At 37.7% G+C, this 16,553-nt stretch carries 13 protein-coding genes and 1 pseudogene; 2 read left to right on the top strand and 12 right to left on the bottom strand.

The annotated features are described in order from the left end of the window. Together UIB65_RS04710 and UIB65_RS04715 are read left to right on the top strand one after the other, a co-directional pair. Nucleotides 1-1,371 (top strand): annotated as a pseudogene (locus UIB65_RS04710) (Ig-like domain-containing protein); the annotation flags it as partial. A gap of 49 nt (nt 1,372-1,420) precedes the next feature. Continuing rightward, nucleotides 1,421-2,062 carry a hypothetical protein gene (locus tag UIB65_RS04715; RefSeq protein ID WP_330039961.1) on the top strand — a complete coding sequence of 214 codons (642 nt, stop codon included), beginning with the start codon at nt 1,421-1,423 and terminating at the stop codon, nt 2,060-2,062. 701 nt (nt 2,063-2,763) lie between these two features. Here the strand turns inward: UIB65_RS04715 and UIB65_RS04720 are convergent. The 12 genes from UIB65_RS04720 to glnA all read right to left on the bottom strand — a co-directional run bounded on the left by UIB65_RS04720 (nt 2,764) and on the right by glnA (nt 16,340). Continuing rightward, the gene (locus UIB65_RS04720; protein ID WP_330039962.1) at nt 2,764-2,958 is read right to left on the bottom strand and encodes a hypothetical protein; all 195 of its coding nucleotides are present in this window, start codon (nt 2,956-2,958) and stop codon (nt 2,764-2,766) included. 2 nt (nt 2,959-2,960) lie between these two features. Further along, the gene (locus tag UIB65_RS04725; RefSeq protein ID WP_330039963.1) at nt 2,961-3,746 is read right to left on the bottom strand and encodes a hypothetical protein; all 786 of its coding nucleotides are present in this window, start codon (nt 3,744-3,746) and stop codon (nt 2,961-2,963) included. A 381-nt stretch (nt 3,747-4,127) separates the two neighbouring features. Further along, nucleotides 4,128-4,526, bottom strand: a complete 399-nt coding sequence (locus UIB65_RS04730) for a PaaI family thioesterase (RefSeq protein WP_330039964.1) — start codon at nt 4,524-4,526, stop codon at nt 4,128-4,130. Nucleotides 4,527-4,611: 85 nt separating this feature from the next. After that, nucleotides 4,612-5,661 (bottom strand): hypothetical protein, encoded by a 1,050-nt coding sequence (locus UIB65_RS04735; protein WP_330039965.1) that lies wholly within the window; start codon nt 5,659-5,661, stop codon nt 4,612-4,614. A 158-nt stretch (nt 5,662-5,819) separates the two neighbouring features. Then, nucleotides 5,820-6,653: an amino acid ABC transporter substrate-binding protein gene (locus tag UIB65_RS04740; RefSeq protein ID WP_330039971.1), complete on the bottom strand. Its 834-nt coding sequence runs from the start codon at nt 6,651-6,653 to the stop codon at nt 5,820-5,822. A 77-nt stretch (nt 6,654-6,730) separates the two neighbouring features. After that, nucleotides 6,731-7,597, bottom strand: a complete 867-nt coding sequence (locus UIB65_RS04745) for a type II CAAX endopeptidase family protein (RefSeq protein WP_296893951.1) — start codon at nt 7,595-7,597, stop codon at nt 6,731-6,733. A gap of 263 nt (nt 7,598-7,860) precedes the next feature. Continuing rightward, nucleotides 7,861-10,506 (bottom strand): PEP/pyruvate-binding domain-containing protein, encoded by a 2,646-nt coding sequence (locus UIB65_RS04750; protein WP_330039966.1) that lies wholly within the window; start codon nt 10,504-10,506, stop codon nt 7,861-7,863. A gap of 43 nt (nt 10,507-10,549) precedes the next feature. Beyond that, nucleotides 10,550-12,031: a glutamate synthase-related protein gene (locus UIB65_RS04755; protein ID WP_330039967.1), complete on the bottom strand. Its 1,482-nt coding sequence runs from the start codon at nt 12,029-12,031 to the stop codon at nt 10,550-10,552. Beyond that, nucleotides 12,032-13,105, bottom strand: coding sequence for a Coenzyme F420 hydrogenase/dehydrogenase, beta subunit C-terminal domain (locus UIB65_RS04760; protein WP_330039968.1), 1,074 nt, complete (start codon nt 13,103-13,105; stop codon nt 12,032-12,034). An 11-nt stretch (nt 13,106-13,116) separates the two neighbouring features. Beyond that, nucleotides 13,117-13,770, bottom strand: coding sequence for a tributyrin esterase (locus UIB65_RS04765; RefSeq protein ID WP_330039969.1), 654 nt, complete (start codon nt 13,768-13,770; stop codon nt 13,117-13,119). Between the two features lie 15 nt (nt 13,771-13,785). Beyond that, nucleotides 13,786-14,703 carry a glutamine amidotransferase gene (locus UIB65_RS04770; protein ID WP_296805035.1) on the bottom strand — a complete coding sequence of 306 codons (918 nt, stop codon included), beginning with the start codon at nt 14,701-14,703 and terminating at the stop codon, nt 13,786-13,788. A 299-nt stretch (nt 14,704-15,002) separates the two neighbouring features. Continuing rightward, nucleotides 15,003-16,340 (bottom strand): type I glutamate--ammonia ligase, encoded by a 1,338-nt coding sequence (gene glnA / locus UIB65_RS04775; protein ID WP_330039970.1) that lies wholly within the window; start codon nt 16,338-16,340, stop codon nt 15,003-15,005. Between the last annotated feature and the right edge of the window lie 213 nt (nt 16,341-16,553).

Below are 16,553 nucleotides of genomic sequence, written 5' to 3' on the forward strand. Positions count from 1 at the left end.
GAATACACAGGAGATGAAAACTACTACAAAGCAAACGCAACAGTGAACGCAACAATAGCCAAAAACACACCGCAAATCACAATTGAGATAACAACCGACGAATACGGAACAACAACAATCACAGCAAAAGCAAATGTGACCGGAAACATCACATTGGAATTGCTCAACACTACCGTAAACAATACCTACACGGGTAAAATTGCAAAAGGAAACTACACAATTGTTGCAACATCTCCTGAAGATGAAGAAAACTTCCAGTCTGTCAAAAATGCAACACTGATAATTTCCAAAGACATTCCTGCAATGAACGCAATTCTCACCATGGATGAAAACATCCTATTTATTGAAACAGCAATGTATGAAAACGCAACAGGAAATGTCACATATGCAGTCTACAGAAATGGAACTTTCATCAAAGAGGAAAGTGTTGAAATCATAAACGGAATCGCCAAATTCACAGACAGATTAGTCAAAGGCCAATACGATTTCTTCATAGAATACCAAGGTGATGACAACTACTTCAAGGCAAATACAACATTGAACACATCTGTTGATAAAGTCATGCCTGAAATCAACTACAGCGTCGAAATCAATGGCAAAAATGTCATAATCTATGTCAATATCGAAAATGCAACAGGAATTGTTGAATACTCCAGTGCAATCGACAAATACAACAAGACATTAAGCAAAGGAAGCACATTATTCAATGGAACCTATCCTGCAGGAAACAACACAGTCACCCTAAAATATTATGGAGACGATGCAAACTTCAAGACAACAAAAGAGATTGCATTCTTCATCAAGCAGTCAACCACAGTCAAAGCAGGATCAGTAAGCGTCATCTATGCAAATACCGCTAATGTAACCGTAACACTGACCGGCGAAAATGGTCCGATTAATAATGCGACAGTACAGATTACATTCAACGGCAAGACATACAAGGCAAAAACCGGCAGCAATGGAAAAGTGACAATTAGCGTTTCAGGAAGCGTTTTACCTAAAGCATACACATGCACCGTAAAATTCGCAGGAGACAACACATCCCTTGCAAGCTCAGGCAAATTTAAGATAACTGTCAAAAAGGCCACTCCAAAGATTGTTGCTTCCAAAAAGACCTATAAGGTATCAACAAAAGTCAAAAAGTACACAGTTACTTTGAAAAACCATAAGAACAAGCCTATTAAGAAAACCAAAGTTTCCTTAAAAGTCAACGGTAAAACCTACAAAGTAGTTACAAATACCAAAGGACAGGCCATATTCAAGATTACAAACTTGAAAAAGTCTGCCAAATTTATTGCCCTCATAAAATATGCAGGCAATAAATATTATAATGCCGTAAGCAAAAAAGTTATATTGACTGTTAAAAGATAAGAGGATTAGCTTCTTCTTTTCTTTTTAATTTCCGAAAAATGGTGATATGATGGATAAGAAAGAATATGTAATTATTGGAATTGTAATCATTATTGCTATTGCAGTTGCAGGCATAATATTTTCTTCCCCGAACAGTGCAAAGAATACGCAAATACAGATATTGAATAACGGAAGCATCGGTGAAAACGGAACCATATATATCAAACTGACAGATATGGAAAAGAATTCATTAGGTGACAAACCAATCAAAGTCAGTATTATCGACAAAAAAGGAAAGGCCGTTTACACCAAGGAACTCAAAACACACGTGACCGGTATGGCGTTGGTCAAGGTTGAAAACATTACACCGGACACATACACAGTCAACGTGACCTTCAATGGAGATGCCAACTACAGTTCAAGCAGCCTTTCCAAAAAGATAAATATCGTTTCAGGCCATGTGGAAGAACAGCTTAACGCTACAAGCGAAGATATTCAAGCAATCAACATAGAACAGGCACAGGATTCACAGCAAAACACATACACTCCTGTTTATTCGACAGACACTTCATACACTCCAAGTAGTTCCTCTTCACAGCAAAGTAGTTCTGACTCAAGAGACACCAGCAGTGATGATGGAGGAGTTATCGACGAGAACGGAAATGCCGTCGACCCAGTAATTGATGAAAACGGTAACGAAGTCGCAACATGACCACAACACCACTGAAAAACCATCATCCTTTTCTTTTTTTAAAAATAATTAATAATATAACTTAATTCTTAAAATAACCATGCAAGTAAGCACTTGCAGTCGAAAAACTTTATATATGTCACTATTCATACTATAATTATCTAAAATTGAGTATTTTAGATGCAAATCCATCTTCAGATGGGTTTGAAACGGTGATGAGTTGGCTAACTTACCTTCTTTATACCAATATAATAAAAATGATTTACCATTATTAACCAACTCATTACCGACCCCCCCCAAAAAAAATTCTCCATTTAATCAATCAAAAACCATCCACCATTTCCCACCAAAATGAAATTGTTGAGGGGCATGATGTAGATATTCACTTATGTTTAAATTGAATTAAAACATAATGTAAAGCAAATTAAAAAAACAATGAATCAAATGATATTTGAATTTATCATCTATCTGAAATATAACACGTAAAATTAAAATACTCAATTTAAAAAATAGTGCCCAAATTACAGGAAATATTCACCAGTTGCGGGAGCATTTAACCAAATGTTTACACCCGCAACAATAAAAATCTTTCAAAAAAAAAGTTCGAAGCTACGGCAGTGCAACTTCGAACCTTTATGATTTTTCACGACTTGTTAATCAGTCACTTAATAATTATAAAATTCATACAATATAAAGTAATGGGTTTGGCAAAAATTCTATTTTCAAAGACTGTTTTTCAAGTCAACTACCCTATCCAAAGAAACACCACAAAGCCTAGAAATCTCCTCAACAGACAAATCAGAATTAACTAAAAGCTTCCGAATGACTTCATTCTTACCTTCATCAAAACTCTTCCTGCAGGCTTCCGCAACACAATCAACCTTACCCATCAAATCACCAAAAAAATATAAAACCAAATTCACAACTTACTTTTCAAATCCACAACCCTATCCAAAGAAACACCACAAAGCCTAGAAATCTCCTCAACAGACAAATCAGAATTAACCAACATATTCCTAACAATATTCTCCTCAGTTTCGGAATGACCTTCATTCTTACCTTCATCAAAACTTTTCCTGCAGGCTTCCGCAACACAATCAACCTTACCCATCAAATCACCCTGAATATCTTTTCTAACTGGATCCAACTCATCAAAATACCTACTGCTCAGCATCAAAACGATTCCATATACAGATGTTTTGATTTCGTCTGTAGGATATTGAATTCGAGACATAATTTCTTTTGTTTCGTAGAATTGACCTATAACTTTTTCCTTATTCTTCTCCAAAATCGGCGTCAAAGCCAATTCAATCAATTCCCTATTGGTAAACGTATCTTTATTATCCATTTTTGTTTCAATATTATTAATAATTTTTTCTTTATCCAGTTCCTTGAGTGAAATGATTGGAAATTTGAAGGAATCCCAATCATTAATATTATATTCAGCCATTTTTGATTTTTCTTTGGTGGAAACGACAAAAAATATTATATTATCATTTTCATCATTGTTTTTGTAATCATAAGCAGAAATATACAATTTGAATAGCTTTTTCTTTTTCAATCCCACATGAGAGCTTTCAAATTCCATCATGAAAATAACATTTTTAATTCTTATTATGTAATCCGGTCGCACAAGGGAAGGCTCGATTACTACAACCTCAGTCGGTAAAACCTCAACGTCCAAAGGGTCAATGTCAAAATCCAAATGAAAATCCAGAATATCCAAAAGTTCCTTTAAATGGTCTTGGATATGAATTTAAATGAAGCATCCTTATTTTGAACCATGAAAATAACCAAATAATTATTTATAAAAAACACTATTTAAAATTTTTCTAAATTAAAAATAAAAGCAATATAACACTTTAAAGTAAATTTTACACAATGAAATCAATAAAGTAACCAAAAATTCAAATATCTGCAAAATAACTTAAGATGAAAAAAAGGCCAAACTTTTAAAAAACTTCAAAAGTGTTTTCACAAATCCAAAAAAAATAGTAAAAGAAGTAAAAAAAGCTTAAAAAGTCCGTGATTTGACATGAAAAAATCGAAATTTTATTTAAGCGCTGAATTTCCAGCACCTAAATAACTATAATTTAAATCCAGTACCTATAAACTGGGCAACATCACGACCTAAATCATCTGAAATGTCAACATTTACAATGGAAGATGTCCTGCCGCTTTTTCGACATGTTGCCTTGGCTATTAGCTTATCTCCTTTTGGAGCTGAGAGATAATGAATGTCAACCTGTTGAGCAACAGTCAACTGATGTATCTGATTGGAGAGAACTGCAAAGGCAAAATCGGCCAATGTAAATATTACACCACCCATAACACCACCGTAGGCATTTCTGTGCTCATCATTCAATTCCAATGAGCATATTGCTTCATCTTCAGTTATTTCATCCAGCACGATACCGGTATTTACCGCAAACTTGTCCTTGTAAAAAAATTCCCTTGCGCTTTCAAGTGTCTCAAAATTAACCATTATAACACCACTACATAATATATCAGTTATCTTTAATTAATATTTTGAAAGGAATATGAACAGTCAGACAAAAATACAGTTAAAATCATCTTTTAACAGTTATGATATTTTTGACAGCACAGCCATTATAGTATGTTTTGATGCCATATTTTCCAACCTTAAGATTTTTTGGAATCTTGAATGCGGCAATTCCCTTTGAATCTGTTTTAAGATTATAGCTTTTTCCCCTAAAGGTTACCTTAATATTCTTTTTGAAAAGTGATTTGCCGTTCTGTTTAATGATTTTGACTGTGAATTTTGAGGATTTCTTATATTTTTTTGCAACATTCTTTGTTTTGAACAATGGCTTGACAACAATCCTGTTTTTTGAACTTATATTGCCCGCATGTGTCTTTACAATATAATTTCCAGGCTGACAGTTGAATTTGAAACTTGCATAACCTTCATCATCGGTTTTAACATGGATCTTTTTGCCGTTGAAAATGAATGTGACATTCACACCCTTGCCGACAGAGTCGCCAACAGGATTGAGAATCCTAACCGCATATAAATTTTTCTTGGAATAGAAAACATTAGCATCCTTGCTTTTGATTGCATCAGGTTTTACACGTGTCTTTTCAACAAAATTCATGAAATCAATGAATTCCTTGGAATATGGGGGACTGCATGGATTATCCGGAATGGAATAATCATCAGGTATTGACGGAGCGCTTGGAATTGAATGGTATTTTTCCATAAACGCCCAAGGGTCTCTAGCATATTCCTTCCATAGAGGATTCATATCATAAGGATTGTTCATTGGAGTGATATTCTGGCTGGAATTGTTTTTTCTCAAATCAGTGCCATTAATTTTCCAATCGTCTTCAGTGAAATTTTCGCCAGTGCGATTTTCAGCCGGTGAAATGTAAACCAGATTTCCATTCTCGTCCAATTCCCACTTGCCGATGTCATCCAGACTCCAATAGCTGGAATCATCATTAAAATCACTGGAATTATTTTCCGCATCAAAAACTGGAAAATCATCCTGATTTTGACAAACTAACGCTGTTGAATTATCCTGAGCTTGAACAGAAGAAGCGTTTAAAATTAAAAATAATGAAAATAAAAAAATAATACATAGATTCTTAAGATTCATGATATCATATATATTTTACAAAAACAAAATATTTAAAATTTATCCCGAATCAGTGAAAAACATCTATTAAAAAAAAGTTTCCTAAAAACTGAAAATCGCTTTAAATTGACTGTTTAGCCAATTTTTTAAAAAAAAAATGGGAAATTAATCCACATTACTCATTTGTGGATTAAACCTTCAGAAATTTTGTATTCATCATATTTTTGAGCAATTTTATCGACTGTTCCATCCTTAAACATTTCATCCAATGTCTTTTGAACCTTGTCTCTCAATTCGGTGTTGCCTTTTTTAAATCCTATACCATACTTTTCATGAGATACAGGCTCATCAAGGATTTTGAAACCTTTATCGGAAAACTTTTCGCCGACACGATAATTTGCCATTCCAACATCAATAATCAATGCGTCACAGGCTCCGGATTCCAAGTCCATAAATCCGGTATTATAGTCTCTTATTTCAGTCAGTTTTCCAAAAGTATCCTTGAAAGTTTTATTTTGCTCATTAAGGGACTGCAATGCAGAACTTCCCCCTTGAACTTCAACTGTCTTGCCTTTCAAATCATCAGCGGAATTTATTCCAGAACTATTCTTCACAACAATTACCTGAGAATTGTTAAAGTACGGGTCAGACCATGTATAATCGGATTCCCTGCCGTCAATTGTGAATTCACTCCAAAGACAGTCGAATTCGCCGGAATTTATTTCCACTTCTTTGCTGTTCCAGTCAATGATTGGTTGAGGTACAAAAGTCCAGTTGTTTCTTTTAGCCACTTCCTGCGCCAATTCTAAATCAAAACCGGTGAAGTTACCTCCATCATCCTTATAAGTGAATGGGGGAAACTCAGGATTAAAGCCCACTATAAAATTAGACTCGTTATTTCCACTATTGGATGAGCTGGAAAAAATATCAAATATGCCTTCAGCGCTCACACTGCCAATCATCAATGATGCTGCAAATATTACCGTTAAAATAACCAATATCCTTTTCATAATACTCACAAAAAACATTAATTCTAATTAATATTATTAAATGTATCAAATATATATTTATCTTAAAGCTATGTTCAAGACTATCTTTTGTAATACACCATCAAAGCCAGTGCGGCAATTATGACAGCAGTTGCAATCAAACCGGATTCCGGTCCAAAAGTCCCTCCGGTAACTATATTTTGACCCACTTGTTCAAATTTTAACAATGAAGGTGTCGGATTGCCGCTTACACTGAATCCGAATATTGCACCCTGTGAAAAATTCCATGCAGTATGGGCGCCACCGCAAATCCAGACATTGTCAAATCTCAAAAACATGACTGCAAATAGGGTTCCGACCAGGAAAATATTGACTACAGACATCATATCGAATCCTACATTTAAAGCGTGAGGAAGAATGAAAATAATATTGGATACCAATATTGCAATCAATAGGCTGTGCCTTTTAGAAAAGTAGGTTAAAGTCCAGCCCCTAGTGCAGATTTCCTCACCGAAAGACTGAATGGTGAAACCAATTAAAAAGGGAAGCAAATAAATAGCTTGTGAAAAATCAAAGCCCCTGAAAGTGAATTGTCCCAATGCAAATCCTATCGCCACAACAGCCAGAAACATTAAAAAGCCTATCGATGCACCCATTAATGTCGAGGATATTGCATTGCCTTTGGAAAATCCGACACTTCTCCAGCTGCGCTTTTCAATTTTTGTGACATAAATGTATATCAATATAGGAATCAAAGCAAATGAAAATAAACTGATGAATGAATTGGCAATATCTGGCCCGAGAATATAGCCAAACATTGTCCAAACAACAACAAGGACAACATATAATATTAAAAATAAGATGATATAGATGCCCATTTCCTTAGCCAAAGACATCTCTTCAACATTTTCACGAGCCTCTTTTAATGTTACCGATTGTACTGCAAATTTTTTAATGACATCGAACATGACCAACCATCCACTAAGCGCTGTTCATACTTTGTATCAAGCACTATTTATTTTTTAGTATGAATGGCTTCTCAAAGCGACCAATTGAAAAACGTGAAAAATGACCCCATTGAAAAAAAGAGATTAAAAACGGGGCCATCAATCACATTGGAATTTTGTCATACTTTTAGCTTTTATTTGAAAAATCTTTTTTGCAAAAAATTATTACAAATAAAAAGGCATATGTCCCACCCGCCTGCCCTAAACTATAAAATATCTTCAAATTACTTGAAAATACACATTGTTTCGTCCCTGTTCATGTCATGATAGAATTCAGCCTTGTCCTCCTCGAAGTCTATGACCTGAATCATGTCATATATCTCATCACCCAAATTGGGATTTATATCCCTTAAGACATTTGGATAACCGTAAATCATGTCCCTGTTAAACTCTATTTTTTTGTCGTTTTCAAACAATGCGCCGTAGTATATTTCCGCCTCTACCAGATCCTGAAACATGTGGCTTCCGAAAGACAGCTCAGGCATATAACCAACTTCACTGTATGATTCTTCCAGTATTGCGGAAAAATGACTGATGTCTGCAAAGACAACCGGAATGCCCAGCTCAGGCGAGGAGGTGCCTATTCTTCCGGGAACTATCAGAATGGCAGTTCGATCATTGTTTTTGCAGTAGGCATTTACTTCACTTATTATCCTTGAAATTGAGCTTTTTTGAGCGTAGGGATATTCATAATACTTATGAGGGTCAACATAGCATATTGTGTCGATTTTGTTTTTACGTGACATTCCCATGGAGGATTCCTTGATATGGAAGAACACGTTTTTGTCCTCAGGCATTTCAATAGCTTCATTGTTTGTTGAAACCTGAAGCGGGCGGCACTGGAGAAGGTTTATGTTGAATGAACTGTCCTCGCCGACATTTACCGTATACTCGATGTCAACAGGATAATCGTATGCAGTTTCAAGAGTGCTTAGAATTTCCTTCATCACCTCAATGAATTCGGAATTCTTAACAAGACCCTCACAATTGACAAATACTATTTCACGGCGCTGGCCACGTTCACGAAGCATTCTTTCAGCTTCACGGTCATGCTCCACCAAAACCCTTTTGGAATGCCTTGGAATTACCTCCAAACCTTCATCGACAGGAATGTCATGAAGACTGATTTGCTTAAAGTCAATGACATCCAGGTAATGCTGAGAATACCTGTGCTTTTCCTTTATATCCTTCATCAGTGTTACTTCAGGCTTATCGAGATTTATGATTCTTGGATAATCCTTTTTAGTCCTGTCCACAGCCTTAGTACCAAGACCCATCACAAGCCTCAGCATTCCCTTGCTGTTGTCCATGTCTGGAAGTGGAGAATATGGACTGTATGAAAATCCAACACCTGCAGCGGTTGGGAAAAGATAATCGCCATAGTATGAACCTGAAACCCTTTGAACCAAAAGGGCCATCTGCTCATCAACGTCATCCAACCCGTTAAGTTTCCTGTACTCCAGAGCCGAAACGTTCATTGTACTTGAATACACCACCTTCACCGCATCTTCAAATGCCGCCAGACGGTCTTCAAGAGACCCTCTGTTTACGCAAAACACAGATTCGTATTTTCCTGCAAACGCATTGCCGTATCCGTCCTCAAGAAAACTGCTTGAACGGACAATAATAGGGTTCTGGCCGAAATAATCCAAAATTTTTATGAATTCCTTTTTGATTTCATCAGAAAAAGTACCGTTTTTAAGACCCTCTTCCAGCTTTTTGCCATACTCATAATATCCCTCTTCGGTTCTCTGCTTTACCCTGAGGTCCCACAGATCATTTGAAACGATATATGTGTAAAACAAATCAGAACCTATGTAAAATGAATCGTCAGGCTCAAAAACGTTATTGTACAAATCAGGACAGTTCTTTTCAATTATCTTTCTTGCAAGAAGCATTCCGCAGGATTTACCTCCCACAGACCCGCTTCCAACACGGCGGTCGTAGATTGTGGTGTAATCCTCAAATGAGAAATATTCCTTGATTTTGGAAAGCATCTTCTCGTCCTTGGTCATCATGAGCTCGCATATCTTGTCGCACTCGTCATCGATGTTTTCCCCTTCTTCATGCTTCATTCTAACCTGAAGCATATACCTTTCCCAGCTGTCCAGAATCTGTCCGTTCTGATACCTGTCGGAATCATTGATTGTCTTGTAGTATTTGCTTACTTCATGGCCGTCCTGCAGGACCTTAACCGAACCTGTCTGAGGGTTGAACTTATGTCCCAAAAACATGGTCTGAGAGTATCTGTTCCATACCTTCAGTGGAGAGACATAAACCTCATCGGGAGAATTTGAATACACATTCAGAAATAGCTGTGTTGTTTCACGAATTTTTGCTATTGCATCATATGAATGCCTTCCACGAATGATTGGGAAGTATGCTACAGTATCAAGCTGAAACAGAAAAGGGCAGGTGACCTTAAAGAAGTTTCCCATCATCAAATCAGTTGACCAGACTGCCTGAAGGTCGCTTAAACAGTCAAAGACATAGAATGCGTCGAATCCTTCAAGTTCTATGATTCTGTGAACCTCCAAAGTGAATGTTTCAAATTGGTTGTACGGATTTACCTGATATATCTTGATTCCATCACGTTCAATCATGCAAAACTCTTTGTCGGGATTGTTCAGCTCAACTTCAAGCAGTTGAAAATCCTCATCAGTCATTTTTATCAGCGGAGGGTGATTGGCGAAACGGATATAAATCAAGTTTCGGCCGTCCTCCTTTGCCTGCCTTATATAGGGATTGACAAAGTATGAAAATTCATTCAGATTTGTAACGTTCCAAACCACATTATCTCCCAATCTAATATTATCCAAAGCCTTGTCAAGACCCGGAATTCCTGATTTAATTCTATCGAATGCCACCATAACAATATCTCCCAAATTCTATAATAATAACCTCATCTAAAGACTAATTTCTTACCATAGGAACACCTGTCAGCTGTGAAGCTTCCACAGTCAATGCCACAAGGTCCTGACGTTCAAGCTTTTCAATGTCAGTATTTCCCGCCTGCTGAGTTAGGGAAGTTACTTCCTGAGTCATTGCATCAATATAGTTTGCAACCTGCTGACCTTTTCTTACAGGATCAAGCCTTCTTCTAAGCATTCTTTCCTGTGTTGCAATTCCTTTTGGACAGATTCCTTCAGAACAGCTTTGACAGACCTTACATCCAATGGAAATTAATGCAGAAGTAGCGATATATACCGCATCAGCACCCAATGCTATTGCCTTTGCAACGTCTGCTCCAGAGCGGATTCCTCCTGCAGCAACAAGGCTCACTTCACTTCTCAGATTTATGTCCTTTAAAGCGTCATCGGCCTTTACGATAGCTTCAATGGTTGGAATACCTGCATGCTCAGTAACCACTTCAGGTCCTGCACCGGTTCCTCCCTGCATACCGTCGACCACAATAATGTCAGCACCGGCCTTTGCCGCAATTTTTACGTCCTGTTCAACTCTGCCTGCTGCGAACTTTACAATGATAGGGACTTTCCAGTCGGTTATTTCCCTCAGCTGGTCGATTTTCATTCCCAAATCCTCAGGTCCTACAATATCCATATGTCTTGCAGGACTCAATGCGGAGGTTCCTTCAGGAATATTACGTACCCTTGCAACTTCTGCAGTCACCTTATGGGCAAGCAAATGTCCTCCCATACCGGATTTTGCTCCCTGACCTATCTTGATTTCGACAGCTTCAGCATTGTTTAAATAGCTGGCTGATACTCCAAAACGGCCTGAAGCGTATTGTGCAATCAGCTTGTCGGCAAAATGTCTTTCTTCTGGAAGCATTCCTCCTTCACCTGTGTTTGTAATTGAGCCTGCCTTGCTGCTTCCAATAGCCAATGCTATTTTTGCCTCTTTGCTCAATGCACCAAATGACATTGCACCGATCATGATAGGAGTGTCTATTTCAATCGGATTTTCTGCAAATCTGTCTCCAAGCACAACTGAAGTCTTGCAGGGTTCCCTGTATGAATCTATTGGAGGTCTTGACACCTGTGCAGGCAATATACTCAAGTCATCGAATGTAGGGATTTTTTTAGTCAATCCACATCCACGCACCTTATATGAGCCTGTCTGACTTTTACGCTTGATTTCAACCATTGTTGAGTTTGACCATACTCCCCTGCCTTCATCGGCAAGAGGCCTTACATATATCGCATGTGTCGGACACATCTCTTCACATATTTTACATCCTACACAATTTTCCTGACGTATCGGAAGAGGTTCGTCATTGATGACCTCGTAAACATCATGAGGACAGTTGGAATAACAGCTGTAACAGTTTTTACATGCGGATTGTTTAGGGTTATCACATAAATACCAGCAACAGCCCGGCCTGTTATTATTCTGTTTACATATCTCTATCTTACGCTCGACAGTGAATGACATTTAATTTGCCCCCTCTTTTAAATCGTTCAAAGGTTTGAATACCGGACAGACGGAATATTTTGTTCCTCCAGATTTGACAACTTCATCAATTGCATTTGTTATCTTTGCGTACGGTTTCCAAGCCAAATCATCTTTTTTATCAACAATCAGTGCATCGGTCACAATCTTATTTGACAGGAGATAATCCAGAAGAGTTGTGACTATGGAACCGTCCTGGCCCTGAGTATGCTTAAGGGATTTGACGGACAACACTTTTATATAATCACCAATCGGTTTTGAGTTGTCGTTTCGAAGGTCCTCATGTATGAATGTTCTAGGACAGACCCTGAAGCATGCATGACAATCCTGAGGACATTCGCCTCTTTTTTGAGGTTTTGTATCGTCAATTGTTATCAGATTCTCAGGACAGGCATATTCACATGCCCCGCATAAAACACATGCGCCAACATCAATGACATTGGCTTTGAGATCCATAAAGTCGGACTCGATATTTTCCTTATTGATTGAGCTGTCGGACTTGTCCCTTTGATACAGTACGGGACGTGCCAAAAATTCCCTTCTTTCAATGTTTTCCAGATTTTTGGAAATTTTAGCTTCCGCAAGCCTGTTCAAGAGTTTGAACTGTGACTCCGTAAGGTCCCTGGCCCTGATGAATTCCTGTTTTATTGCACCGTCAATTATTTCCTCGCCCTTTTTGGTTCTGATTATCAGTGTTGACCAACCCTCTTCAGAGCCAATGGATCCTATTGAAATGTCAGATGTCTCTGATGTAAGCTCAACACAGATGTTGCAGTTTTTTCTGATTATCCTTTTGGCGACAGAAAGAGGTATCTTTACAGTCTCTTTTGTTTTCAAAAGCAGGAATACGAATCCCTTATCAATCTGGAATTTTTCAATGTCCTCCATTTTCAAATCGTATTCCTTCAAGAGATTTACGAAGTACTTGTATGAAAAATTCTCCATACAGAATAAGCCCAGTTTAACATCAATAGGGCTGTCAGTATAATGTTGCAGTTTAGATGCTGCCATAATTTCACATGGTGTTCCAACCATAGCTATACTACGTTTGCTCATTTTCTTAGCTCCTATTGCATATTAACAATTTTTTTAAAGTTTGTATAATCAATGTCTGTAAGTTCAAAGCCGTATTGGGTTAAAATTTCTTTAAGCTCCTTTTGATCTTTAAGAGTGGTTTTTTCCATAACGGCATTTTTTCCTAAGCTTTTAACATTTCCAAGAACATATATTGTTCCCCTCATGATTGATTCGCCGACATCGTCGGTTACATCACCCAGTATTATGAGTTTTCCACCCATCATGAGAAGTCCTGTCATGTATCCGCTGTTTCCGCCGATTATGACAGTTCCGCCTTTCATGATTTCACCTGTTCTTGAACCTGTGCTTCCTTTCACTATTACGGTTCCACCATAGATTCCCTGTCCTGCACCGTCTCCGGCTGTGCCTTCAATGATGAGTTCGCCTTTTGTCATGTTGTCTCCGGCAAACCATCCGGCATTTCCTGTGATGTGTATCTTTGGTCCGTTGACCATTGTTCCGACAAAATATCCTGCAGAACCTTTGATTTCAATGGATACCTCTTCGGTCAATCCTGCACAGATGTTGTGGCCGGATTCGGGATTGTCAATAATGAGTTTTTCATGAAATTCAGCCTGCTTTTTTATAGTACGATTCAATTCCTTTTCGCTCATCTCTTTTGCATCAATAACATATTCTTTCATAGAAAAAACCCCTTATTAAATGGTATATGCCCTGGTTTCTCCAGGAGCAATCTGTTCAATCTGGTCGGAATCTATGACATCATGAAGTGCCATTTCTTCTGATGCTATAGCAAATATTTCATCGGTTTCGGCCATCACCCCAGGTCTTAGACCTAGCTTATCCTTTGCAATTCCAATTCCGTTTGGTGTTCCCACCAATATTGAAAAAGGACCATCCAAATCAATCACTGCCTGGTCCAAAGCCTCTTCCAGCTTATATCCCTGATTAAGTTTATCTGCCATATAATGAACGATACACTCAGTATCGTTGAATGATTCGAAAGTATGTCCTTTCCTTTCCAAAGGATCCCTTATCTTCCAGTAGTTGGTGATTTGGCCATTGTGCACAACAGTAATGTCTGGTATGATGTAGCTTTGATAAGGGTGTGCATGATATCGGTCAACGCCACTTTCAGTTGCAAAACGGGTGTGGCCTATTCCGTGTGTTCCCATCCTGCTTGGAACGTCAAAGCGCTCGGCGATGTCTTTTACTTTTCCCACATCCTTTATCATTTCAAAGGAATGTGAACCGTTGATTACCCTTACGTTTTCCACTTCGTCAATTTCCCTGATGCATGGCTGCAGCAGAGAAAAATCGTCCAGCGCTATTTTGCATTTGTATACGTCAGACCCACCTACAGACTCGATTAGCTGTTCTTCAAATATTGGGCTGAACTGAGTTAACAATGATTTTAAATTTTCCAATGTCCCTTTTCTTCTGTTTACCTCAATGTTTAATTGATAATAATTTTCAGAAAAATTTAAGCCGCCGTAGATTGCATATCCTGCTGAATCGGGACCCCTGTGTTGAAGGGATTCAAGCATGGATGTCAATGCCTCCCCTACAGCGTGAGTTTTTTTATCCTTGTATATTACACCTGCTATTCCACACATTCTAAAACCTCCTCTAAAATATCGGCGAATACACATATTAAAATTAGTGAATGAATAATATCTAAATCCACAATATGCCTAGATCATGATTTCAAAATTCCTTAAAAAACAATCATGAATCTTCTAATTTCATATGCCTAAATCAATACTCTTGATTTCAAAATTCCAATATGCCTAAACTAACAAACAAAATTCCAAAAAAATAAGACCGTCAATTATTTTTTAAAATACCGACCTCCCGAAATATATGAAGTGCAGCCAAGCAGAAAGATTCCTGCTTGGCTGATAAATGGTAAAAATTATACGTTTAAGTACTCATCCCTTTCATAGTCGAATACCTGGATTCTGTATGCATCCCATTCAGCCCTTTTAATTGTATAGAACTGATTGAACACTTTTTCTCCAAGAGCATCCTTGATTACATCGTCTTCTTCCAATGAGTGATATGCTTCCCATAAGCTGGTAGGCAGGCTGCTGATTCCTTTTTCGATGATTTCATCTTCGGAATATGCGAAAAGGTTTTCTTCAGTAGGTTCGCCAGGGTCAATCTTGTTGTTCATACCGTCCAGACCAGCTTCAAGCAATACTGCAAATGCAAGGTAAGGGTTACATGAAGGGTCAGCAGACCTGCATTCAATTCTTGTACCTAAACCTCTGGATGCAGGAATTCTCAATAGAGTTGATCTGTTTTTAAATCCGTAAGCTATGTAGCATGGTGCTTCATAACCCGGCACGAGACGTTTGTATGAGTTGACTGTCGGAGACAAAATTGATGATAAAGCCGGAGCATGTTTCAATAATCCTCCAATGAAGTACAGTGCTTCCTGTGATATCTGGTTTTCAGTGTCAGGATCATAGAAAATATTTTTTCCGTCCTTAAAGAGACTCTGATTACAGTGCATTCCACTACCGTTGATTCCTAAAAACGGTTTAGGCATGAAAGTTGCCTTAAAGCCCAGATTATTGACTAGCGCTTTTACAGCCTCTTTGAATGTTATTACTGCATCTGCTGTTTTTAAAGCGTCTGCATATTTGAAGTCCACCTCGTGCTGACCTGCTGCAACTTCGTGGTGGCTGACTTCCACATCGAAATCGAGTTTTTCCAAACCAAGCACGATTTCTCTTCTGATGTCGGTACCCTGATCCAATGGTTCAACATCAAAGTATTCAGCTTCATCAGCAGGGATGTAATTTCCGTTTTCATCTTCCTTTATAATGAAAAATTCAGGTTCGGGACCCATGTTGAACTGATATCCTCTTTTTTCAGCTAATTGTAATGATTTTTTAAGTACGCCTCTTGGGTCGCCGTCATATGGTTTTCCGTCTGTAGTGAAAATATCACAGATAAATCGACTGGTACCTTTTGATTCAGGCCTCCATGGGATTGTTGAAAAAGTGTTGACATCAGGTTTTGCAAGAAGGTCACTGTCATTGATTGAAGCTAATCCTGCTACTGATGATCCGTCAAATAATAATCCGTCGTTTACAATGTCTTCAACATCGTCTGCCTTTTTAAGAGGCACTGCCATACTTTTAGGCAGTCCATGTATATCTGAAAACTGCAATTTCAAAAATTTTATATCGTTTGCGTCGATTGTCTTAATTATCTGGTCTAATTTTTTATCTTTTTCTGACATTTTCTCACATCTTTTGAATACATTACCACTTGGTTGAATAATATGGAAAGTGGAAAACCGTTTTGACTAAATGAATTTAATTAAATACACTGTCGGAAGGAAACTTCCTTCCGACTAATACTATGTAATCTGCAATATATAAATGTTTTGAATAAAATCCAAAATGTAAATTAAATCATACATTTCTTTTGAAATGTGTTCATGGAAAAGAGA

Origin of the sequence: Methanobrevibacter sp. (genome assembly GCF_036307625.1) — an archaeon.
GTDB lineage: Archaea > Methanobacteriota > Methanobacteria > Methanobacteriales > Methanobacteriaceae > Methanocatella.